This window comes from Sanguibacter hominis ATCC BAA-789 (genome assembly GCF_012396185.1).
In the GTDB taxonomy this organism is placed as follows: Bacteria; Actinomycetota; Actinomycetes; order Actinomycetales; family Cellulomonadaceae; genus Flavimobilis; species Flavimobilis hominis.
Genome location: NZ_JAAXOW010000001.1, coordinates 547,825 through 569,678, shown reverse-complemented (window position 1 = coordinate 569,678; position 21,854 = coordinate 547,825). Strand labels below are relative to the sequence as shown.

Annotated in this window: 19 protein-coding genes and 1 pseudogene; 12 read left to right on the top strand and 8 right to left on the bottom strand. The window is 70.2% G+C overall.

What is annotated here, in order from left to right:
* The first annotated feature begins 3 nt into the window (after window positions 1-3).
* Window positions 4-666, top strand: a complete 663-nt coding sequence (locus HF995_RS02595) for a TetR/AcrR family transcriptional regulator (RefSeq protein ID WP_350308704.1) — start codon at window positions 4-6, stop codon at window positions 664-666.
* An 86-nt stretch (window positions 667-752) separates the two neighbouring features.
* On the opposite strand, the gene HF995_RS02590 is transcribed toward HF995_RS02595, so the two are convergent.
* On the bottom strand, window positions 753-1,313 hold the full coding sequence (locus HF995_RS02590; protein ID WP_168446240.1) for a helix-turn-helix domain-containing protein: 561 nt from the start codon (window positions 1,311-1,313) through the stop codon (window positions 753-755).
* A gap of 70 nt (window positions 1,314-1,383) precedes the next feature.
* Here HF995_RS02590 and HF995_RS02585 point away from each other — a divergent pair, with 70 nt between their 5' ends.
* The gene (locus tag HF995_RS02585) at window positions 1,384-2,328 is read left to right on the top strand and encodes an NAD(P)/FAD-dependent oxidoreductase (RefSeq protein ID WP_168446239.1); all 945 of its coding nucleotides are present in this window, start codon (window positions 1,384-1,386) and stop codon (window positions 2,326-2,328) included.
* The gene (locus HF995_RS02580; RefSeq protein WP_168446238.1) at window positions 2,325-2,972 is read left to right on the top strand and encodes an SAM-dependent methyltransferase; all 648 of its coding nucleotides are present in this window, start codon (window positions 2,325-2,327) and stop codon (window positions 2,970-2,972) included. The genes HF995_RS02585 and HF995_RS02580 overlap by 4 nt, the downstream gene beginning before the upstream one ends.
* Window positions 2,973-3,107: 135 nt before the next feature.
* Here HF995_RS02580 and HF995_RS14030 read toward each other — a convergent pair.
* Together HF995_RS14030 and HF995_RS13575 are read right to left on the bottom strand one after the other, a co-directional pair.
* Window positions 3,108-3,404: pseudogene (locus tag HF995_RS14030) on the bottom strand (recombinase family protein); the annotation flags it as partial.
* A complete protein-coding gene (locus HF995_RS13575; RefSeq protein WP_210727061.1) occupies window positions 3,404-3,907 on the bottom strand; it encodes a recombinase family protein in 504 nt (167 codons plus the stop codon). The pseudogene HF995_RS14030 and the gene HF995_RS13575, both read right to left, overlap by 1 nt.
* A 102-nt stretch (window positions 3,908-4,009) precedes the next feature.
* Here HF995_RS13575 and HF995_RS02565 point away from each other — a divergent pair, with 102 nt between their 5' ends.
* Window positions 4,010-4,645 (top strand): hypothetical protein, encoded by a 636-nt coding sequence (locus HF995_RS02565; protein WP_168446236.1) that lies wholly within the window; start codon window positions 4,010-4,012, stop codon window positions 4,643-4,645.
* Between the two features lie 145 nt (window positions 4,646-4,790).
* On the opposite strand, the gene HF995_RS02560 is transcribed toward HF995_RS02565, so the two are convergent.
* The 5 genes from HF995_RS02560 to HF995_RS02540 form a co-directional block, all read right to left on the bottom strand.
* Complete coding sequence (locus HF995_RS02560) at window positions 4,791-8,153, bottom strand: NACHT domain-containing protein (protein WP_168446235.1); 3,363 nt, start codon at window positions 8,151-8,153, stop codon at window positions 4,791-4,793.
* A gap of 387 nt (window positions 8,154-8,540) precedes the next feature.
* A complete protein-coding gene (locus tag HF995_RS02555; RefSeq protein ID WP_168446234.1) occupies window positions 8,541-8,903 on the bottom strand; it encodes a zinc ribbon domain-containing protein YjdM in 363 nt (120 codons plus the stop codon).
* Window positions 8,904-9,023: 120 nt separating this feature from the next.
* Entirely contained in the window at window positions 9,024-9,479 is a 456-nt protein-coding gene (locus tag HF995_RS02550; protein WP_168446233.1) for a pyrimidine dimer DNA glycosylase/endonuclease V, read from the bottom strand.
* 6 nt (window positions 9,480-9,485) lie between these two features.
* The gene (locus HF995_RS02545; protein ID WP_434060839.1) at window positions 9,486-10,247 is read right to left on the bottom strand and encodes an exonuclease domain-containing protein; all 762 of its coding nucleotides are present in this window, start codon (window positions 10,245-10,247) and stop codon (window positions 9,486-9,488) included.
* A 145-nt stretch (window positions 10,248-10,392) separates the two neighbouring features.
* Window positions 10,393-11,889 (bottom strand): helix-turn-helix transcriptional regulator, encoded by a 1,497-nt coding sequence (locus HF995_RS02540; RefSeq protein ID WP_168446232.1) that lies wholly within the window; start codon window positions 11,887-11,889, stop codon window positions 10,393-10,395.
* A 210-nt stretch (window positions 11,890-12,099) separates the two neighbouring features.
* Here HF995_RS02540 and aceA point away from each other — a divergent pair, with 210 nt between their 5' ends.
* From aceA to HF995_RS02500, 8 genes are all read left to right on the top strand, one after another.
* The gene (gene aceA, locus HF995_RS02535) at window positions 12,100-13,440 is read left to right on the top strand and encodes an isocitrate lyase (RefSeq protein WP_168446959.1); all 1,341 of its coding nucleotides are present in this window, start codon (window positions 12,100-12,102) and stop codon (window positions 13,438-13,440) included.
* A gap of 25 nt (window positions 13,441-13,465) precedes the next feature.
* A complete protein-coding gene (gene aceB / locus HF995_RS02530) occupies window positions 13,466-15,103 on the top strand; it encodes a malate synthase A (protein WP_168446231.1) in 1,638 nt (545 codons plus the stop codon).
* Window positions 15,104-15,212: 109 nt separating this feature from the next.
* A complete protein-coding gene (locus HF995_RS02525; RefSeq protein ID WP_168446230.1) occupies window positions 15,213-16,337 on the top strand; it encodes a GuaB3 family IMP dehydrogenase-related protein in 1,125 nt (374 codons plus the stop codon).
* Between the two features lie 63 nt (window positions 16,338-16,400).
* Entirely contained in the window at window positions 16,401-16,838 is a 438-nt protein-coding gene (locus HF995_RS02520; protein WP_168446229.1) for a GNAT family acetyltransferase, read from the top strand.
* A 53-nt stretch (window positions 16,839-16,891) separates the two neighbouring features.
* The gene (locus HF995_RS02515; protein WP_168446228.1) at window positions 16,892-18,520 is read left to right on the top strand and encodes a succinic semialdehyde dehydrogenase; all 1,629 of its coding nucleotides are present in this window, start codon (window positions 16,892-16,894) and stop codon (window positions 18,518-18,520) included.
* A gap of 220 nt (window positions 18,521-18,740) precedes the next feature.
* Window positions 18,741-19,850: a S1 family peptidase gene (locus tag HF995_RS02510; RefSeq protein ID WP_168446227.1), complete on the top strand. Its 1,110-nt coding sequence runs from the start codon at window positions 18,741-18,743 to the stop codon at window positions 19,848-19,850.
* A 216-nt stretch (window positions 19,851-20,066) separates the two neighbouring features.
* Entirely contained in the window at window positions 20,067-20,837 is a 771-nt protein-coding gene (locus tag HF995_RS02505) for a DeoR/GlpR family DNA-binding transcription regulator (protein WP_168446226.1), read from the top strand.
* Window positions 20,834-21,853, top strand: coding sequence for a 1-phosphofructokinase family hexose kinase (locus HF995_RS02500; RefSeq protein ID WP_168446225.1), 1,020 nt, complete (start codon window positions 20,834-20,836; stop codon window positions 21,851-21,853). The genes HF995_RS02505 and HF995_RS02500 overlap by 4 nt, the downstream gene beginning before the upstream one ends.
* Window position 21,854: the final 1 nt, after the last annotated feature.

The window sequence follows — 21,854 nt, the reverse complement described above, 5'->3', positions numbered from 1 at the left end:
TCGGTGAGAACGGTCGTTCTCTCCGATGTCGACTACACTAGAGAACGAACGTTCTCCGCGCAACCCGCGCACGGTGACGAGAAGGAGAAGGGCAAGCAGATGGCTGACCAGAGCACCCGGGACGCTGTCGTCGCGACCGCCGACGACCTCTTCTACCGGCGCGGGATCCAGACCGTCGGCATGGACGAGCTGCGGACCGCCGCAGGGGTCTCCCTCAAGCGCCTGTACAGCGAGTTCTCGTCCAAGGACGCCATCGTCCAGGCGGTGCTCGAGCGGCGCACGGGCATCTGGCAGGAGTGCGTCGCGAGCCGCGTCGACGCAGCCACGACGCCCCGCGACAAGCTCCTTGCGATCTACGACTACCTCGTCGAGTGGACCGCCGACGAGGAGTTCCGCGGTTGCGGCTTCGTCAACACGTTCGGCGAGATCGGCGCGGTGAACGATGACGTCGCGGCTGCCGTGCGCGCCCACAAGGAGGGCTTCGCGGCCTACGTCACCGGGCTCGCCGTCGACGCGGGGCTGGGGCCCGACGTCGCGGAGCAGCTCGTCCTGCTCGCCGAGGGCGTGCAGACCATGGCCGCCGTGACGCACGACCCGCGCTGGGCCGACGCGGCCCGCGCCGCGGCCGCGACACTGATCGACGCCGGGCTCGCGCCGGTAGCGTGACGCGTCGCTCGCGGCCCGGTCGCGGCCGGCGAGGCGCCGTCGTCGTGCCCGGGGTCGGGCTGAGCGGCCTTCGCGGCGTCGGGCGGTCAGTCCTGCGCGTCGGGGACGTCCGTGTGGGTGCGCTCGCCGGTCTCGTCAAAGATGCTGATGATCGTCGCGGGGTGGCTGCCTGCTGCGGACAGGGCGTGCGGCGTGCTCGTGTCGAACTGCGCGGACTCGCCGCGGCCGAGGACGAGGTCGCGCTCTCCGACGCGCAGCCGCAGGCGCCCGGAGACGACGTGCAGCCACTCGAAGCCCGCGTGCGTGCGCAGGGGCGGAAGCTCAGGACGGGGTTCGTAGGTGATGCGGTAGGTCGCGACGCGCGCGCCCTCGCGGGCGAGCGGGGTGACGGTCATGCCGTCGCGCTGGCGCGGTGTGCGGCGCACGCGGGGGTCGGGGGTCGCGGTGCGGACGAGGTCGTCGATGCTGACGCCGAGCTGCTTGGTGAGCGGCAGGAGCAGCTCGAGGCTCGCCTGGCGCTTGCCGGACTCGAGGCGCGAGAGCGTGCTGACGGACATCCCGGCGCGGCCAGCGAGGTCTGCCAAGGTCCAGCCGCGGGCGGTGCGCGCGTCCCGCAGGCGGGGGCCGACGAGCCTCAGCTCTTCCACGACTCTCCTTCGCTTGCCATTACCGCAAAGTGTATTGCCATGAGTGCATTGTCACCCGCAGGCTGACGGAATGGAAGACACCGACTGGGACGCCATCATCCTCGGCGGCGGCGCGGCAGGGCTCGCGACCGCACTCATGCTCGGGCGCGCGCTGCGGCGCACGCTCGTGATCGACGCGGGCTCGCCCCGCAACAGGTTCGCCTCGCACATGCACGGCGTGCTCGGCCACGACGGGGTGCCGCCTCAGGACCTTCTCGCGCGTGGTCGTGAGGAGGTGGCGCGGTACGGCGTCGAGGTGCGGCCCGGACGCGCGGCACGCGTGGACCTCGCGGACGACGGCGTCGTCGTCACGCTCGACGACGGTGGAACGCCGCTCACGGCGCGTGCGCTCGTCCTCGCGACGGGCATGACGGACGTGCTGCCCGACGTGCCGGGCCTCGCCGAGCGGTGGGGGAGCGGCGTGCTGCACTGCCCGTACTGCCACGGCTGGGAGGTGCGCGGCCAGCGCCTGGGCGTGCTCGCGGCGTCGCCGCTCTCGCCGCACCAGGCGGAGCTCGTGCGGCAGTGGAGCGACCACGTCACGTTCTTCACGGCGGGCCTCGGCGACCCGCTGGATGCCGACGTCGCGGCGCGGCTGCGGGCGCGGGGCGTCGCCATTGAGGAGTCGGCTGTCGCTGAGGTGCTCGGCGACGGCGGTGCCGTCACGGGCGTGCGCCTCGCGGACGGTCGCGTCGTCGAGCTCGACGCGCTGTTCACGGGAGCGATGGCGCAGCCGCACGACGGCGCCGTCGCGCACCTCGGGCTGGACCGTGCGGACACGCCGGTCGGGTCGTTCCTCGCCGTCGACGCGTTCGGGAAGACGAGCGCGGAGCGGATCTGGGCGGCTGGCAACGTCGTCGACCCGGGTGCGACGGTGCCGATGTCGTCGGGCGCGGGTGCGCGCGTCGGCGGCATGGTGAACATGGCGCTCGTCGCGGACGACGCCGCTCGCGCGCTCGCGGAGGCGGCGGCATGAGCGGGCACGGGCACGTCGGCGACGTCGCGCCGGGCGGGTTCTGGGAGGAGCGGTACGCGGGCGAGGAACGCGTGTGGTCGGGCAAGGTCAACCGCACCACCGCCGACGTCGCGATCGGGCTCGAGCCTGGCCGGTCCCTCGACCTGGGCTGCGGCGAGGGCGGCGACGTCCTGTGGTTCGCGCACGCCGGCTGGCAGGCCATGGGCGTCGACATCTCCCCGACGGCCGTGCGCCGCGCCAACGAGGAAGCGGCGCGCGTCGGCCGGGCTGACCGTGCGCGTTGTGTAGCCGCCGACCTGGCGACGTGGACGACCGACGACCGCTTCGACCTCGTCACCGCGAGCTTCTTCCAGTCGCCGGTCGCCCTCGACCGGACGACGATCCTCAGACGGCTGTCCCGGCAGATCGACGCGGGCGGGCACCTGCTGGTCGTGTCGCACGCCGACTACCCGTCCTGGGTGCCGCCCGAAGATCGGCAAGGTCACGGCCAGTTCCTGAAGCCTGACGAGGAGGCCGAGGCGCTCAACCTGCTCGGCGAGGGCTGGACGGTCGAGATCGCGGAGACGCGCACGCGGGAGGTGACCGCGCCCGACGGGAGCCCGGCGGTGCTCGACGACTCCGTCGTGCTGCTGCGGCGGGGGTGACCGCGAGCGGGTAGACCCCGATGAGGGTCCCGGTGATGGTGAGCCCGACGCCGCACTTCCCGCAGCACGCGATCCCACCCAATAGGGTCGGCCGTGCCGGTGTGGTGCGGCGACGGGGGGATCGGTGAGGATCGCGCGGATCTGCGCGGTCTCTTCCGGGGTGATGATCGGTTCCCAGTCACCCGGGCCGAGGATCTCCCGCCCGCCCGAGGGATCGGCGCGGGTGTCGGGGGCGTAGGCGCGTTGCCCGGAGACACGGGCTGACGTGAGCGCGCTACGGACCGTGTACGGGTGCCACAGCCCGGACGTCCCGGCGCCCGCCCGCAGGGGCGGGATGCCGGAGCGGTTGAGCCAGGCGGTGATGGAGCGGAGGGATTCTCCAGCGAGGAGGCGGTCGGCCATCTGCCGGATCACCGCCGCCTGCTCCGGGATCAGAACACCGCCGGGTCCGTATCCGTACCGGGCGGGGCGGGGCCGTGCCAGACACCTTGCTCTGCGAGGCGCTTGTTGGCGCGTTTGACGCGGTTGTGCCCGGACTCGTACGCGGCGATCGCGACGAGCTGACGGGCCATAGGCCTGCCCTCGGTGGTGTTCAGATCGAACCCGCCACCACGGACGGCCGCGATCCGCACCGGGTGCTGCTCAACGAGGTCGATGAGGTCTTCGAATTCGCGGGGCTGCCGGTGGAGGCGGTCGACGTGCCAGACGATGATGTGCGTCACCCCGGCCCGCACCTGCGCGACCAGCGCGTCGTATCCGTTCCGCCGGCCCCCATCGATCGCGGAGACGTCGTTGTCGATGAACACCTGCGGATCGGTGAACCCGAGTTTCGCGGCGTGGGCGAGGCAGTCTTCTTGCTGGCGTTGGATGCCGGCTTGCAAGCCGGTGCGATCCTGCGAGATCCGCAGATACACTGCCGGCTGCTCCGTCATCATACCTCCACCTCCCTCTCTCAGGGTAGGAGGGCGGCGATCTCCATGGCCCTCACCTGCGTGGTGATGCTTGGCGAAGATCGATGCCGTTGACATCATCAGGACATGGCCGAGGACGATGACCTCATAAGTGAACTGTTGGAATGGCTAGTTCCACCTGACCTCAAGGTGCGTCCAGCGGCTGAGCAGATCGCCAGGGGAACGGCCTTGCTCTACCGCTTGAAGGAGGCGATTGCGGCCGACCCGGACGCCCTCGTTCGCCAAGCGAACCGGCGGCAGGTTAGCCCTGACCTTCCGCAGCTGATCGGAGAGGTGGTTATCGCTGCTGCGTGGGCCGAAGATGCCGGTGGCACCTTCTTGCAGGCAACGTCAGGCGACTGGGACAAGCGGGCACCTGGATACGACGACACTAGCTCGCGCCTCGTCAGAGCGCTTCGGAAAAAGGCCCCGGACGAACTTGTTGATCGCCTAGAGACAGCCCTGGAGTTTCGTCACTTTGTCGTTCATGGCATCTGGGTTGACGGATCCTTCGTCAAGCACCCTTGGACAGGCGATCCCTATGATTTCGTGTCCATGAAGCGGAGGTATCGGACCGACGCGCCCGCGAAGGACAGCAGGGCTTTCATGAAGAGCGCATTGAAGTGGCTCGCGCAGGAATTCTGGGAAATTGAGGATGAGCTGGAGAAGCTCCATTACAAGATCCTCTTTGAAAGAGACGGAGGGGGCAACGCCGACCAGTAGCGCCGATTGCCTCGCTCCCGACCCGCCGCTTGCTCGCACGCCTCGGCCTACTCCACGTCGGACCAGCCCATGGTCTTGGATGATGCCGTGCGCACGGAGTCCAGTCGACGCAAGGTCACGCCCGCGCCGGTGGTGAGCGCTGCTTCTATCGGTAGACGGGCTTTGCATCGACCTTGAGCCACTTCCCTCCCCGCGCCACGCTGAGCAGCGAGAGCACAGTCTCTGAACTGTCACTCGAGGCTACAGCGTCTCGCTCTGCCGCCGACGGTGCCGAGGTTCGGAGCTCGTTCAGAGCAGCAAGCTCTGGATCCCCCGTGGCCGTGGTGACCGGCCGATCCTTCAGCCAGCCGTAACGGGCGATCTGTTCGGCGGCTCGGAGAACTGTGCTGCGACGTGGCGCGGGGAGTTCGTTGAGCACAGACTCCACCGATGACCACAGCTCTGTCACGACGGGCCCGGAAGCTACGCACCATAGAGCGAGTGCCCACTCGGCTCTGGCCAGGTCGTCGTCGAGGACACCGAACTGCTCACGCCACCACTGAGCGTTGTTGCTGTTGGCGGTGACTCGGGCAAGGAGTTCAGCGGGGTGGCCCGTGCTTCCGAAAGCGGATGAGCCGGGCTTCTTGGTGTATGCGGGCGGAAAGGGCGACGCGGCACCGATGATCGCGATCTCGGACGCGAGCCAACGGCGTCCGACGTGGGTGTGCAAGGCGGAGGCAGTTTCAGCCCAAGGGAAGGTGCTGCCCTTCTGCCCGGCCTTGAAGGCTCGCTGCTTGGCGATGTCGGTGTAGGGCGACTCTGCCCTTCGGAGCTGGTTGATCGCCTCGGTTCGGCGACGTTTCGTCCTGTCATCGCTGCCAACGAAGCCGGTCTTGGAACTCGTAAGGAAGTCACGTGGGGAGAGGGCGGCCGCGACTTGCGCTGGCATCGACCGGGTCGATGTCACGCAGGGGCATTCGCCGTCCAAGACAGCGTCGAGAAGCGCTGCTTCGAGTGCGCTCCCGGGGGTTGGGACAAGCCCCGTGCTGAGGAAGAGCTCGGCGGCGCCGTTGGACAGATCGATGTTCTCGAACGATGCCGCGACGCCCGCGCCGGCTTCGCACTCGGCGCCGATGCCGAGCCACGCGTTCTGTTGAGGAGTGCCGACTGCTGCGGTGAGCTGTGCGTACCACCATTCGCTGAACTGGGTGCGTTGGTTCAGCAGCTCGCGCAGAGCGCGTACTCGTTGGGTGTTGTTGCTGTCAGCCGGGTCTTTACTGACCAGGGTGGTGAGCCGAACCCATGTGGGGTCCGGTCCGTCCTGGTCGGGGAGGTCAGGCAACTCGGGTAGCGCGATGATGTCGCGTCGGTCGAGCGCGGAGAGCAGGAGCCTGATTCCGGTGTCTGAGCATAGTGCTGTGAGGATCTTGCGTGCTTCGCGGGGACGGCGTAGGAACACGCCGTCGGTGAGTAGCGCCCAGGCGGCGAGGTAGGAGGCGGGCGAGGTCGTGTGTGCCAACTCGTCCTCGATACCGGCGGTCAGGGGGTAGATTCCGTTGCCCTTGGCGTTGCCCCCATAGAACCTGGCGGTGTTGAGCCAGTACGGTCGGCGCATCAGTTCGCGCAGAACGGTCGTGGTGTCGAAGTCGGGGTTGTCCTCGCCGGCGTTGTGGTATAGGAACCGGGCGGCGAAGTACTCGCGCAGGGAGAGAACTTCGAACTCGTAGGTTCCGTCGACCTTGCTCGTCAGCGCCCAGAGGCGGTCGCTGGCTCCTTCGAAGAGCTGATCGACGATCGACTCGCGGTTGCCGTAGGTGCGCTGGAAGTGCCGCATGGCTTCCTTGAGTTCGCCCACGCTCATCCGACCGTTGATCTGCGATTCCTCGGTGTGTGCGTGGAGGTACCAGCCGAGGAAGGGGATGATCTCAAGGAGTTCTTCCTTGTGGTCACGGACTGCCTTGGGGTGCTTGTTCGCCTCGCGAGCCAACAGCAGCTCGACGTACTTGTCGTAGAGGTCGGTGCGTTGAGTGGGAGTGGCTGCTCCTTGCTGATGGAGAAGGTCGAGCAGGATCGTCAGCTGCATCGGGTTGCCCGCGAGTTCGCTGATGTAGGGCTCGCGGCTCTTCTCCTTAAAGCTCCTTCGCAGAGCGCGACCGTCCTTACCTCTGATCCCCCGAACCGTGCACCACTTGCGCAGGTAGGAGTCGCGCTGCTCGCCGGTGAGCTGGTTGAGGGTCACGATCTCGAAGAGGTCTTGAGACGGCTCTGGCAGTTCGCCAGCGCTGGGACGAGTGGTGACCACGACCCTGGGTGGGTTCGTGTAGGCCTTCCCCCGCCCGACGAACTTGTCGATCTCTTTGACGATTCTGCCTCGGATAGTGGCGCTGCCGACTTCGTCGAGACCGTCCAGCACGACCAGGCTGGGGACGCGGTCGAAAATGTCCTGCACCGTCTTAGCGCCTGTCGCGATGCCTCCGCTCTCGTGGGTCAGCAGATCGGCGAGGAAGCACTCGATCGTAGCCTGCTCGCCCGTGCGCGCCTTGGCCTTGCGTTGCCTGCGCTCCTCGGAGTGGTCCCACACATCGTTTCCGCCCAGCCAGAGCGCGTAGTCGCTCAGGTCCAGTCTGATCGGGAACCTCGGCTGATCCAGCTCGGGTAGCGAGTCGGGTCTATCGCTCTCAGGGATGAACGATGCGCGGTGGGCTTGGCAGAGGTACTGACTGAGGGTCGACTTGCCCTGTCCAGGTGCACCGCGGACGAGGGTGAAGGGCGCCGTTGCGCGCAACAGGTAGGCGGCAGCACCACCCACCGTGGTCGGCGGCTGGACTTGCCGGTGCTTGCTGGCCGCAGCATGAACGCGGTCGGCGGTGACGTCAACGAAAAGGTCCACGACCTTCTCTCGGTCCACATCGGACTGGCTGAACTTGACCCGCATGTCGTCCTCCCACTGGGCGGCGGCGACCTTGCGAATCAAGTCACGATGCGACTTGTCCTTGCCCGCACCCACCTGCTCAGCAACGAGGTACCGGACGAGGTCCCACCCTGCGAGCATCTCGGCGTAGGCCCACTTCGTCTCGGTCGGCGCGTTGTCGACCCACGGATTCAGCGCTTCTCGCCAAATACAGGTCATCTGTTCGTAGCCGAAGTCCTTCGCATACGCCTGGAGCTTCTTGGCCAACCGATCGAACGTGCCCGAGTCCTCCTTGGCGGTGCTGCCCACGTTGGTGACCAGCGTGTAGTAGCGGACTCCCTGTGCGGCCAGTCGCTTCAGGCTGGCTTCCTCGTTCTTGACGACTTGGTCAAGCCAGGTGACCGGGTCCTTCTCCTTGCCGCTGACCGACCACTTGACCTGATAGATCAGAACCTTCGAGGCATCGACCTTGCGCAGACCGTCCCGGCCACCATCAGCTTGACGGAGAGCCATTGGGACATAGTCAGAGAACTGGCTCGCAAGCAGTGCACTGACGAGCTGTTGGAAGTCGTGGTCTCCGAGGCGCTCGTAGAGGTAGCGATGCCGGCTCTCGGGCATGGGTCGACTCCGTTTCCACCACCCGATCGTCTAGTTGCCGCCGTCGGGAACCTTCTCCATTTGGGTCCAACTTACCCCGCTGGCATCGTCGCAAGCGGGGACACTCGGTGCTCCACGCTCAGTTCTATGGGCCATCAGAGCTGGCGTCGGGCCCACTGCGGGTGATACGGAACGACGCAGTGGCGTCGCTGATCCGCTCGGCGGCGGTCCGGTCATCCGGAGCCGGGGCGCCCGCCGCAGTCATCGGCCCCTGGTGACAGTGATGGACGCTGGCTACGAGCCATAGGGCGTGCGCGCGGAATCCGCGAATTACCTGGTCAGATGGTTGATTCTGTACTGAAGATTAGGTCGTATTGCAGCGAACCCGACCTGGGACCCCACCCAGCGCTAGAGGACCTTCTTGACGACGCTCGACTTGAGCTGCATCTGACCGAAGCCCGGGACCTTCGCGTCGATGTCGTGATCGCCCACGCCGTCGGTGATGAGGCGGATGCCGCGCACCTTCGTGCCGACCTTCACCACGCCGCCGCCAGCGCCCTTGACCTTGAGGTCCTTGACGATCGTCACCGTGTCACCGTCCTCAAGGACGTTGCCCACCGAGTCCTTGACCGTCGTGTCAGCAGCGGCGTCGTCACCAGAGTCAGCGCCGGGCGTCCACTCGTGAGCGCACATCGGGCACACCAGGAGGCCACCCTGCTCGTAGGTGTACTCGCTGTCGCACGCAGGGCAAGGGGGCAGCTGGTCAGACACTCGAGTTCTCCACAACGCGATCGGGGCCGCGCCGGAACCGGCGCGGCCGTGCGCCTGGCGGCGCAGCCACGAGCATAGGCCCGCACCACCCCCGCCCAGGGAGCCCAACGGCCTTGAGCGTCAGACCGCCCGCTCCCACGACGCGACCGGCCCCTCGACCACCCGGAACATCGGGTGCACCCCGGGCGCGCCGTCGCCCACCCGCTCCCGCTGCACCACCGCCACGTCTGGGCTGCGGGCATCAAGCTTGGCAAGCAGGTGCCGCCACTCGAGCGCCACCTGCCCCGTCGTCACCTCCATCGCGCCATCAAAGGCCGCCAGGTCAGTCGGCAGCTCGTCGATGCGCGTCCGGTCGAAGCGGTACCCGCGCGCGTCCGCCTCCACAGCCAGCCCAGCCAGGTACGCACCGACGTAGACGATCGGCTGCGGCGTCGCGACGAAACGCTCGAGCTGCGGGTGGTTGCGATACCCCCGCGTGCGGCCCGCGATCACCGCCTGCGCGAGCAACGTCTCGCGCCAGCACGCGATCAGCGCCTGACGGTCGAGGTGCTGCGGGTGCAGCGACCAGATCCTCACCGCCCGTCAGCGCTCGTCGACGAGCCAGGAGAGGCCCGCACCAGGCCCGTCAAACCCCTGCCGGGCCCGCCAGTCGTTGAAGCTCGACGCCCACGCGCGGTGCGCATCGACCTGATAGGCGTGCAGCACCGGCAGGGTCATCTCCGCGAGCGTCGGGTGCCGGCGCGCCATCGCCTCCAGCACGTCGAGCGTCGCGATCACGTCCACGTCCGCCGTGTGCAGGTCACCCGCCTCGTTCACGCCGTACACGGCGCACAGGTCGATCAGCTTGCGCTTGCCCTTGCGGAACCGGTCCACCGCACGATCGAGGACCAGCGGGTCGATCACGCCGACAGGCTCCGCACCGAGCCGCTCCGCGAGCGTGCGCAAGCCGTGGCGGCGCAGCTCAGCATCGAGGATGCACAGGTCGAACGTCGCGTTGAACGCCACGAGCGGCGTCCCCTCGCCGAGCGCCTGAGCGATCTGCCTCGCGATCTCCTCGAGCGCCACCGCAGGCTGCTGCCCGTGCTCACGGGCATGCTCCGTCGTGATGCCGTGGATCGCCGCAGCGCCCTCCGGGATCTCGACACCCGGGTCGATCAGCCACGTCTCCACGCTCGTGCCGAGCAGCGGGTGACGGTGCACGAGCGCCGCCGTCACGATGCGGTCCGTCGACGTGCTCACGCCCGTCGTCTCCGTGTCGAAGCCCAGGAGCGGGCCCTCGGCCCACGACATGTGCAGGGAGCCCGCAGCCGCCGGAGCAGGAAAGAGGGCCTCGGTAGGGAGCATCTCGGTCATGGTTCGCCCGTCCTCGTCAGTTTCGTAGCCGGTGTGGTTCGTCCTTGGGGACGAGCCTGCCAGCAGCGACTGACATGACCGGTGAACGACACCCCGGAGGCTTCTCAGCCAGGAGCGCCGCACACGGTGACGGCCCCTACTCTGCGCCATGCGGCGCGTGCCGCTCGAGGAACTCGAGGACCTCCGTCTGGTCCACCCCCGGGAACGCGCCCACCGGCAGCGTCGCGAGCGTCGACGCGTGCGGCCGCGCCGACGGCCACACGTGCCCCTCCCAGTGCTGAGCGAGCTCCCCGGACGGCCGCCGGCAGCACGACGGGTCCGGGCAGCGCGACTCCGTACGCGACGTCGTGTCCCGGCCCCGGAACCACTTCACCAGCGAGAACGGGACGCCCACGCTCACCGAGAACTCGCCGTCGTGCGACTCCTGCGTGCGCGACGTGCACCAGAACGTCCCCGCAGGCGTGTCCGTGTACTGCGAGAACGGCGACAGCCGGTCCGAGACCTCGAACACCGTGCGCGCCGTCCAGAACCGGCACACCGGCTGCCCCTCGATCGCACCCAGCGCGTCCGACGGGAACCGCACGCCGTCGTTCTCGTACGCCTTGTGCACGATCCCGCTCTCGTGGACCTTCATGAAGTGCACCGGTATCCCCAGGTGTACCGTCGCGAGGTTCGTGAAGCGGTGCGCCGCCGTCTCGTGCGAGACGCCGAACGCGTCACGCAGGTCGTCGACCGAGATCGAGTGCGCGTCCTTCGCCTCCCGCAGCTGACGCACCGCGTCCGCCTCCGGCACCAGCAGCGCCGCCGACAGGTAGTTCGCCTCCACCCGCTGCCGCAGGAACTCCGCATACGAGCGCGGCTCCGTGTGCCCCAGCACGTGCGACGACAACGCCTGCAGCAGCACCGACCGCGGGTCCGACGACCGCGTCGGCAGGTACACGCGCATGTGCCGCGTGTCGATCAGCGACCGCGTCGAGTGCGGCAGGTCGTTCACGTAGTGCAACGTGAAACCAAGGTGCCCCGCCAGCTCCGCCGCGACTCGCGCGGACAACGGCCCACGCACGTGCCCGACGCCGTCGAGCAGCTCACGCGCACGGCGCTCCAGCTCCGGGAAGTGGTTGTCCTGCGCGCGCATCATCGCGCGCAGCTCCGCGTTCGCGCGGCGCGCCTCCTCCGGCGTCGCCGCCCGCTCCGAGTGCAGACGCGCGATCTCCCGGTGCAGCGCGACGATCGCCTCGAGCGCGTCCATCGGCAGCGACGGCCCCACCCGCACCGGCGCGGCGCCGACCGCCGCGAGCGCAGGCCCGCGCTGCAGGCGCTCGAGCTCGATCTCGAGCTCCGCGCGACGCGTCGGCGCGCCCGGCTCGAGGAGCGACGCGACATCGACCCCGAGCGCCTGCGCGATCGTCTCGAGCTGCGCGAACCGCGGCTCACGCTTGCCCGTCTCGATCATCGACACCTGCGACGGCGCACGGTCGAGCGCCGCAGCGAGATGGTCGAGGGTGAGGCCGCGCTCGCGGCGCAGGTGCCGGATGCGGCGGCCGATGGTCAGCGCGTCAGCGGTCTCCGGGGGCGTCGCGGGGGAATCGGTCGACAGTGCTGCAGGGGCTGCGGAGAGGGGCGTCGTTGCCATGATTCAGCCTCCCACCCGCCTCACTTCCTGACAACAGAAGTTTCCGGGAACTTCTTCGCAGACGGGGGTTCCCGGGGGCTTGCGCGACGAAGGACGGTGGAACCACGGAAGCAACGACGCAACCGACCCGCCCAGGAGGACACCGTGAGCACCACCACCAGCACCATCGACGAGACCACCACCCCCATCTCGCAGCAGGGGACGGAAGATCTGCGCACCGAGGCCGGCGCGCGCCGGACCGACGTCGCGACGTCGACGGCCGCTGGCACCCTCCCCGGCACGCAGACCCAGACCGCCGAGCAGCTCGCCCACGAGTGGGCGACCGACCCCCGCTGGGCCGGCATCCGCCGCGACTACACCGCCGAGGACGTCATCGCCCTGCGCGGCTCCGTCCGCGAGGACCCGACCCTCGCCCGCCGCGGCGCGCAGCGCCTGTGGGACCTCCTGCACACCCGCACCCACGTGCCCGCGCTCGGCGCGCTGACCGGCAACCAGGCCGTCCAGCAGGTCCGCGCCGGCCTCGAGGCGATCTACCTCTCCGGCTGGCAGGTCGCCGCCGACGCCAACCTCTCGGGGCAGACGTACCCGGACCAGTCGCTCTACCCCGCGAACTCCGTCCCCGCCGTCGTCCGCCGCATCAACAACGCGCTCATGCGCGCCGACCAGATCGAGACCGCCGAGAAGGGCTCCCCGAGCCGCGAGTGGCTCGCCCCGATCGTCGCCGACGCCGAGGCCGGCTTCGGAGGCGCCCTCAACGCCTACGAGCTCATGCACTCGATGATCACCTCGGGCGCAGCAGGCGTGCACTGGGAGGACCAGCTCGCGTCCGAGAAGAAGTGCGGCCACCTCGGCGGCAAGGTCCTCATCCCCACCGCCCAGCACGTGCGCACCCTGTCCTCGGCCCGCCTCGCAGCCGACGTCGCAGGCGCGCCGACCATCATCATCGCCCGCACTGACGCGCTCGCCGCCGACCTCATCACGAGCGACATCGACCCCCGCGACCAGGACCTGCTCACCGGCGAGCGCACCACCGAGGGGTTCTACCGCACCGAGCCCGGCCTCCAGGCCGTCATCAACCGCGGCCTCGCCTACGCGCCCTACGCCGACCTCATCTGGGTCGAGACCGGCGAGCCCGACATCGAGCTCGCCCGCGCGTTCGCCGAGGCCATCCACGCCCAGTTCCCGGGCAAGATGCTCGCCTACAACTGCTCGCCGTCGTTCAACTGGAAGAAGCACCTCGACGACGACCAGATCGCCCGCTTCCAGCGGGAGCTCGCGGACCTCGGCTACAAGTTCCAGTTCATCACCCTCGCCGGGTTCCACGCCCTCAACCACTCCATGTTCGAGCTCGCCAGCGGCTACCGCGACCGCGGCATGAGCGCCTACGTCGAGCTCCAGGAGGCCGAGTTCGCCTCCGAGACCGACGGCTACACCGCCACCCGCCACCAGCGGGAGGTCGGCACCGGCTACTTCGACCGCGTCGCCACGGCACTGAACCCCACGAGCGCCACCCTCGCGCTCCACGGTTCCACCGAGACCGCCCAGTTCTGACCTGCAGGCCCGAAGGAGCACGACCATGAGCACCATCGCCCCCGCCCCGCCCACGACCGCCCGCATGATCGTCGCCGGCCCGGACGTCCCCGGAGCCGCGCAGATCCTCACCCCCGAGGCGCTCGAGTTCGTCGCCTCCCTCCACGAGCTCTTCGCGGCCCGCCGCCACGAGATCCTCCAGGCCCGCCAGCGTGCTCGCGCCCTCATCGAGGACGGCGTCGACCCCGACTTCCTCCCCGAGACGCGGCACGTCCGCGAGGACCGCACCTGGCGCGTCGCCGGCCCCGGCCCCGGCCTCGAGCGCCGGCACGTCGAGATCACCGGTCCGACCGACCCGAAGATGGCGATCAACGCCCTCAACTCCTCGGCGAACGTGTGGCTCGCCGACCACGAGGACGCGCTCAGCCCCACGTGGGAGAACGTCGTCGGCGGGCAGGCGTCCCTGCACGCGGGCATCCGCGGGACGCTCAGCTACACCTCGCCCGAGGGCAAGAGCTACACGATGCGCAGCTCCGAGCTGACCGACCTGCCGACGATCGTCATGCGTCCGCGCGGCTGGCACCTCATCGAGAAGAACATGCGGTTCGAGGACCGGGCCGGCACGCAGACGCCCGCCTCGGGGACGCTCGTCGACTTCGGCCTGTACTTCTTCCACAACGCGGCCGAGCTCATCGCCCGTGGTCGCGGACCGTACTTCTACCTGCCGAAGCTCGAGGGGCGCCGCGAGGCCCGGCTGTGGAACGACATCTTCATCCACGCCCAGGAGACGCTCGGCATCCCGCGCGGCACCGTCCGGGCGACCGTCCTCATCGAGACGCTGCCCGCGGCGTTCGAGATGGACGAGATCCTGTACGAGCTGCGCGAGCACTGCGCCGGTCTCAACGCCGGCCGGTGGGACTACCTGTTCTCGATGATCAAGAACTTCCGCTGCCGCGGACCGTTCTTCGTCCTGCCGGACCGCGGCACGGTCTCGATGACCGTCCCGTTCATGCGGGCGTACACCGAGCTGCTCGTCTCGACGTGCCACCAGCGCGGCGCGCAGGCCATCGGCGGCATGAGCGCCTTCATCCCGGACCGTCGCCGCCCCGACGTCACCGCCCGGGCGGAGACGCAGGTCCGCGCGGACAAGCGGCGCGAGGCCACGGACGGCTTCGACGGCACGTGGGTCGCGCACCCCGACCTCATCCCGTTCGCGCGGGAGGAGTTCGAGGCGATCCTCGGCGACCGCGACGACCAGCGCGACCGCCTGCGCGAGGACGTCCACGTCACCGCGAAGGACCTGCTCGACGTCGCGTCGGCGTCCGGCTCGGGCGTCACGCCCGAAGGCCTGCGCGCGAACGTGTCCGTCGCGATCCGCTACATCGAGTCCTGGCTGCGCGGCGTCGGCGCCGCGGCGATCGACCACCTCATGGAAGACGCCGCGACCGCCGAGATCTCCCGCTCCCAGGTGTGGCAGTGGATCCACAACGGCACCCGCACGACGGGCGGCTCGCCCATCACCGCCGAGCGCGTCGACGCGCTCGTCACCCAGGTCGTCGAGGACCTGCCCCGCACCCCGGGCAACAGGTTCGACGACGCCGCGCAGGTGTTCCGCGACGTCGCCCTCGGCGAGGACTTCCCGACGTTCCTCACGATCGGGGCGTACAGCCGCTACCTCGCCTGACGTCCCGACCCGACCACCGGTCCCCGGTACCGCCCTCGCGGTGCCGGGGACCGGCGCGTCCGGCCCTCAGGCTCAGGCAGGAGGCCGCCGGCGCGGTAGCCTTGGGCCTGTGAGCAACGAGATCGAGATCGGCCGCGGCAAGCGCGGACGCCGCGCATTTTCCTTCGACGACATCGCGATCGTGCCCTCCCGGCGCACGCGCGACCCGCAGGACGTGTCGGTGTCCTGGCAGATCGACGCCTACCACTTCGAGACGCCGATCATCGCCGCCCCGATGGACTCCGTCATGAGCCCCGCGACCGCGATCGCCCTCGGCAAGCTCGGCGGCCTCGGCGTCCTCGACCTCGAGGGCCTGTGGACCCGCTTCGAGGACCCGCAGCCTCTCCTCGACGAGATCGCGCGCCTCGCCCCCGAGGACGCGACGCACCGCATGCAGGAGATCTACTCCGAGCCCATCAAGGCCGAGCTGATCAAGGCGCGCCTCCAGGAGGTGCGCGCCGCGGGCGTGACCGTCGCCGGCGCCCTGTCGCCACAGCGCACGCAGGAGTTCTACGCGGACGTCGTCGGCGCGGGCGTCGACCTGTTCGTCATCCGCGGCACGACCGTCTCGGCGGAGCACGTCTCCTCCAACGCTGAGCCGCTCAACCTCAAGCGGTTCATCTACGAGCTCGACGTCCCCGTGATCGTCGGTGGCGCCTCGACGTACACCGCAGCGCTGCACCTCATGCGCACGGGCGCGGCCGGCGTCCTCGTCGGCTTCGGCGGCGGCGCCGCCCACACGACGCGCACGACGCTCGGCATCCACGCCCCGATGGCGAGCGCGGTGGCCGACGTCGCCGCGGCACGTCGCGACTACCTCGACGAGTCGGGCGGCCGGTACGTCCACGTCATCGCCGACGGCGGCATCGGCCGCTCCGGCGACCTCGTCAAGGCCGTCGCGTGCGGCGCCGACGCCGTCATGGTCGGGGCCGCTCTGGCGCGCGCCGACGAGGCGCCCGGCCAGGGCTGGCACTGGGGCCCCGAGGCTCACCACCCGCAGCTCCCGCGCGGCGAGCGTGTCCAGGTCGGCACGTGCGGCTCGCTCGAGGAGATCATGTTCGGCCCGGGCCGCCAGTCCGACGGGACGCTCAACCTCGTCGGCGCCCTGCGCCGCGCGATGGCCACGACCGGCTACAGCGACCTCAAGGAGCTGCAGCGCGTCGAGGTCGTCGTCTCGCCCTACCAGCCCCGCTGACACCGTCCGCCGAAGGCCGCGACCGCTGAGCGCTCGCGGCCTTCGCCGTCCCCCGAGGAGATCATGAGCACCGTGACGATCGAGCCTGCCGAGCTGACCGACGTCGACGCCGTGGTGGCGCTGTGGCGCGACTGCGAGCTCACGCGACCGTGGAACGACCCGGTCCGGGACTTCCAGGACGCGGTCATGGGCGAGACGTCGACGGTCCTCGTCGCGCGCGACGGCGGCGCGGTCGTCGGCGCCGTCATGGCCGGGTACGACGGCCACCGCGGCTGGCTCTACTACCTGGGCGTCGCGCCGGGCGCGCAGGGCTCGGGACACGGCCGCGCCCTCGTGGTCGCCGCCGAGGCGTGGCTCGCGGCGGCGGGCGCGGTCAAGGTGCAGCTCATGGTCCGCCGCACGAACGACGCCGTCCTCGGGTTCTACGAGCGCCTCGGGTACGACGACCAGGAGACGGTCGTGCTCGGGCGCCGGTTCACGTCCGCGCCAGGCGGCTTCTAGCCGTCCCGCCCTGGCTGCGGCCGACTGTCAGGGACGCCGCGTACCGTGAACCCATGACCAACGAGAACACGGCGCCCGGCGGCCCTGACGCCTCCGGCCTCGTCGACGTGGACGAGCCGACCGCGACCCTGCTCCTCGAGCCCAGCGACGTCGCGCACCTCGTGGCGCGCGTCGTCGCGTCGCCGGGCGGCGGGAGCCGCCTCGTGCACTCACCGCAGACGGGCGCGCCGATCGCGAGCGTCCCACGCTCGACCCTGGAGGATGTCTCGACCGCGGTTGGGCGTGCGCGCGAGGCGCAGGGGGAGTGGGCGCGGCGCAGCGCGACCGAGCGGGCACGCGTGCTCCTCGCTCTCCACGACATCGTCCTCGCGGAGCAGTCGACCGTGCTCGACCTCATCCAGCTCGAGAACGGCAAGGCGCGCGCGAGCGCGTTCGAGGAGGTCGCCGACGTCGCGCAGGTCTGCCGGCACTACGGCGTCCAGGGGCCGCGCTACCTGCGTCCCCGCCGGGTCGCCGGCATGCTGCCCGTCCTGACGGCCGCGACCGTGCACCGCCGCCCGGTCGGCGTCGTCGGCGTGATCTCGCCCTGGAACTACCCGCTCACGCTCGCTCTCGCCGACGCGCTGCCCGCGCTGCTCGCGGGCAACGCCGTCGTGCTGCGGCCCGACGAGCAGGCGTCGCTCACGGCCCTGTGGGCCGCGGACGCGCTCGCGCGAGCAGGCCTTCCCGAGGGCGTCCTGCAGGTCGTCACGGGTGGCCGTGACATCGGCGAGGCGCTCATCGACCAGGTCGACCACCTCGTGTTCACCGGCTCGACCGCGACCGGCCGCAAGGTCGCTCAGCAGGCCGCCGGCCGCCTGATCGGGATGACCCTCGAGCTCGGCGGCAAGAACCCCCTCTACGTCGCGGCGGATGCCCACCTCGAGTCGGCGGTCGCCGGTGCGGTGCGCGCATGCTTCGCGAACACCGGCCAGCTCTGCATGTCGATCGAGCGGCTCCTCGTCCACGAGGCCGTCGCCGACGAGTTCCTCGCACGCTTCGTCGAGGGCGTGCGCGAGCTGCGCGTCGGTCCAGGCCTCGACTACACGCACGACATGGGCTCGCTCACCAACGAGGCCCAGCTCGAGCGCATCTCCGAGCACGTCGACGACGCGATCGCGCGCGGCGCCCGCGTCCTCGTCGGCGGCGTGCACCGCACCGACCTCGGGCAGCTCTTCTACGAGCCGACCGTCCTCACGGACGTCCCGGCCGATGCCCTGTGCGCGACCGAGGAGACGTTCGGGCCCGTCGTGGCCGTCCAACGCGTCCGCGACGACGCCGAGGCGATCCGCGTCATGAACGCGACCGAGTACGGCCTCAACGCGTCCATCTGGACGTCGAGCCTGCGGCGCGGCCGCGAGCTCGCCGCGCAGGTCCGCTCAGGATCGGTCGGCATCAACGACGGCTACGCAGCAGCGTGGGGGTCGGTCGGTGCGCCCATGGGCGGATTCGGGTCGTCCGGGGTCGGCCGTCGGCACGGTCGCGAGAGCATCGAGCAGATGACCGAGGCGCAGACCGTCGTGGGACAGCGGCTTGTGCGTCACGGCGCGTCGCTCGACGAGCTGTTCGCGCTGCCGGGCGGCAAGGGGCAGGAGGTCTTGACCTCCGGGCTGCGAGCTCTGAAGGCGCTGCGCCTGCCCTGAGCGAGCGGGGGTCACCGGGGTACGACTGTTGCCCCCGTCACATCGAGCGGCTAGCGTCGCAGACAAGGGGAGCGCTTCAGGTCGGTCCCCGTCCGACGTGGTCGTGGGGGCACACGTGACTGGAAAATCGCGCAAGTGGAGTACCTGTCTTCTCGCAGCAGCGATGGCGCTGTGGACCTGGGGCGGCGTCAACGTCGCTCGAGCGGGTGAAGGCGATCCCGTGGCGAAGGCCCTTGCGGTCGACATCGCCAGAGACGCCGAGGAGTCGGGTGTCGACCCCGGCGTCCTCGAGAGTCGCCTCGAGTTTCAACGCGAGGTCGACGCGGTCCTCGACCCGCTGATCGAGAAGTACGCCGACACGTACTCCGCGGCCGGATACACCGAGGACGGGAACGCGTACATCGCGTTCGTCGGCGAGGTGCCCGACGAGGTCGCGGTCGTGCTCGCGGACCACCCGCGGATCACGGCACGCGGAGACGCGACCCTCTCCGAGGCAGACGCGGCCGAGGTCAACCAGGCCGTAGCCGATGCCGTCGCCGAGGTGCTCCCGGACGACGGCGAGCTCACGACGCTCGTCACGCCCGAGACCGGGGACGTCGAGGTCGCGATCAACGAGCGGCGCGCCGAGGTCCCCGTCGAGACCGCAGCCGTCGAGGCGTACGAGGAGGCGGCCCCGGCCCCGGTCAGCGACCAGGCAGAGGGCGCGGTCACGGTCGCCGTCGACCGGACGCTCGAGAACACCGACGAGGCGCTGACCGGCGGCCAGGCCCTCATGACGCCCGGCACCACCACGCTGCGATGCACGACCGCCTTCACGGCGCGGTCCGGCTCGGTCATGGGCGTGCTCACCGCGAAGCACTGCCCTCAGGACCTGAGCGTCACGAGCGGGGACAGTCTCTACAGCGCGAGCATCGTCACCGACAACTCGGAAGGAGATGTGCAGTGGCACCGCTCGAGGATCAGCGGGAACGCGCAGTTCCGCTACGACTGGGGCCGCTTCCGGAGCGTCTCCTCGCACCCCGTGCTCAAGACCGGCACACGAGTCTGCCGCTTCGGTGCAGCGTCAGGGACGGGAACCGGCTGCAACGACGTGAAGTACGTGTCCGCCTGCACCAAGTATCCGAACCTCTCCTACACGGTCTGTGGCCTCGCGATGACGGAGGGGACGACCGGCTCGAGGAACGGCGACAGCGGCGGGCCGTGGTTCTACGGCACCAGCGCCTACGGGATCCACTCAGGCACGAACGTGCGCGACGGGGTCGCGCGGAACTGGTTCACGAGCTCTCGCAGCGCGCTCAGCTCGATGGGTCTCACCGCAGTCACCGGCTGACGGGAGCGACGACGAGACGCCCGCACTCTCCCGAGCGTGGGCGTCTTGTCATGTCTGGACGGACAAGGTCGGACATCCGGCTCGCCCGTTCGTCACGTCGACGACCTGCGAGGACGTGATCGGGGCCACTCAGGCCCTTGCATCCGGACATGATCGGGCATATACAAGTACATACAGACATCCGAATGGGGGTGTCGAGGCAACGACGGAGTTGATGTGTACGCACCCGAGCGCCACCGCGCGATCCTCGCCGAGTCCCGCACCGCAGGACGCGTCGAGGTCACAGCACTGGCCACCGCCCTCGCCGTCACACCCGAGACGATCCGGCGCGACCTGTCCGTCCTCGAGCGGCAGGGCCTGCTGCGCCGCGTCCACGGTGGCGCGGTCGCGATCGAGACGCTCGGCATCGAGCCCGGGATCGCCGACAAGGAGAGCCGCAACGCCGCAGAGAAGAAGCGGATCGCGAGAGCCGCCGTCCGCCAGCTCGCCGAGCTCCCCGAGCAGGCGACGATCCTCCTCGACGCCGGCACCACGACCGTCCGCCTCGCCGAGCTCCTCCCGAGCGACCGCGAGCTCACCGTCGTGACCAACGGCCTCCCGATCGCCACCGTCCTCTCCGCCCGGCCGAACATCACCCTCCACCTCGTCGGCGGCCTCATGCGCGGCCGCACGCTCGCGAGCGTCGGCCCCTGGGCAGAGCGCGTCCTCAGCGAGCTCCACGCCGACATCCTCTTCCTCGGCGCCAACGGCATCACCCCCGACCGCGGCGTCACCACGCCCGACCTCGCCGAGGCGAGCATCAAGCGGGCGTTCGTCCGCGCCGCGCGCCGCGTCGTCGTCCTCGCCGACCACTCCAAGGTCGGCCGCTCCGACTTCGCCAAGGTCGTCGACCTCGACGACGTCGACCTCCTCCTCACCGACGACGCCCTCGACCCAGACCTGCGGGCCGAGCTCACCGACGCCGGCCTCACCGTGGAGCTCGCATGATCATCACCCTCACCCCCAACCCCAGCCTCGACCGCACCTACGCCGCCGAGACCATCCACCTCGGCGGCATCAACCGCGCGCACGCCACCCGCGTCGACGCAGGCGGTAAGGGCCTCAACGTCACCCGCGCGCTGACCGCCGCCGGCACCGCGAGCGTCGCGATCTTCCCCGCAGGCGGCCCCGACGGCGCGCAGATGATCGCCGAGCTCGCCGCCAGCCACGTCCCGGCCCACCCCGTCCCCGTCGACATCGACACCCGCTCCAACGTCACCCTCGTCGACGCCGCAGGCACCACGACCAAGATCAACGCCCCCGGCGACACGCTCAGCAGCCACGACGTGAGCGAGCTGCTCGACGCCCTGCGCGACGAGGTCGCCCAGGCGACCGCCGCCGGGCACTCGCCCGTCGTCGTCGGGGCGGGCAGCCTGCCCGCAGGTCTCGGCGACGACTTCTACGGGCACGTCGCCGAGGTGTGCACCGGGCTCGGCGCCCGCCTCGTCCTCGACACCTCCGGCGCTCCGCTCGCCCGCGCCGTCGAGACCGGCGGGCTCGATCTCATCAAGCCCAACGACGAGGAGCTCGCCGAGCTCACCGGACGCGAGCTCGTCACGGTCGGCGACGTCGTCGACGCCGCGACCCAGGTCATCGACCGGGGCACCCGCTCCGTGCTCGTCTCGCTCGGCGCCCACGGGCTCCTGCTCGTCCGCCGCGACCACGCCGACGCCGCACCCGGCGACGTCCGCACCTGGTGGGCCGGCGGCGACGCCCTCGTCCCACGATCGACCGTCGGCGCAGGGGACTGCACCCTCGCCGGCTACCTCTCCGTCGCGACGCAGGAGGGGGACGGACGCCACGGCGTCGGTTCCCCGCTGCTCGCGCTCCAGCATGCGGCCGCGTGGGGACGCGCGGCCGTGCTGCTCCCCGGATCTGCCGTCCCCACCCCGAACGACCTGCACCTCGACGAGGTGCGCACCCTGACCGACCCGCCCCGCCGCATCGCACTGAAGGAGCTGTGAC

Bases quoted from the DNA above. Each gene is read 5' to 3' on its own strand.
- HF995_RS02585 (WP_168446239.1), top strand. From the start codon at position 1,384: ATGGAAGACACCGACTGGGACGCCATCATCCTCGGCGGCGGCGCGGCA.
- HF995_RS02580 (WP_168446238.1), top strand. From the start codon at position 2,325: ATGAGCGGGCACGGGCACGTCGGCGACGTCGCGCCGGGCGGGTTCTGG.
- HF995_RS13575 (WP_210727061.1), bottom strand. From the start codon at position 3,907: ATGATGACGGAGCAGCCGGCAGTGTATCTGCGGATCTCGCAGGATCGC.
- HF995_RS02565 (WP_168446236.1), top strand. From the start codon at position 4,010: ATGGCCGAGGACGATGACCTCATAAGTGAACTGTTGGAATGGCTAGTT.
- HF995_RS02560 (WP_168446235.1), bottom strand. From the start codon at position 8,153: ATGCCCGAGAGCCGGCATCGCTACCTCTACGAGCGCCTCGGAGACCAC.
- HF995_RS02545 (WP_434060839.1), bottom strand. From the start codon at position 10,247: ATGCTCCCTACCGAGGCCCTCTTTCCTGCTCCGGCGGCTGCGGGCTCC.
- HF995_RS02540 (WP_168446232.1), bottom strand. From the start codon at position 11,889: ATGGCAACGACGCCCCTCTCCGCAGCCCCTGCAGCACTGTCGACCGAT.
- aceB (WP_168446231.1), top strand. From the start codon at position 13,466: ATGAGCACCATCGCCCCCGCCCCGCCCACGACCGCCCGCATGATCGTC.
- HF995_RS02520 (WP_168446229.1), top strand. From the start codon at position 16,401: ATGAGCACCGTGACGATCGAGCCTGCCGAGCTGACCGACGTCGACGCC.
- HF995_RS02515 (WP_168446228.1), top strand. From the start codon at position 16,892: ATGACCAACGAGAACACGGCGCCCGGCGGCCCTGACGCCTCCGGCCTC.
- HF995_RS02500 (WP_168446225.1), top strand. From the start codon at position 20,834: ATGATCATCACCCTCACCCCCAACCCCAGCCTCGACCGCACCTACGCC.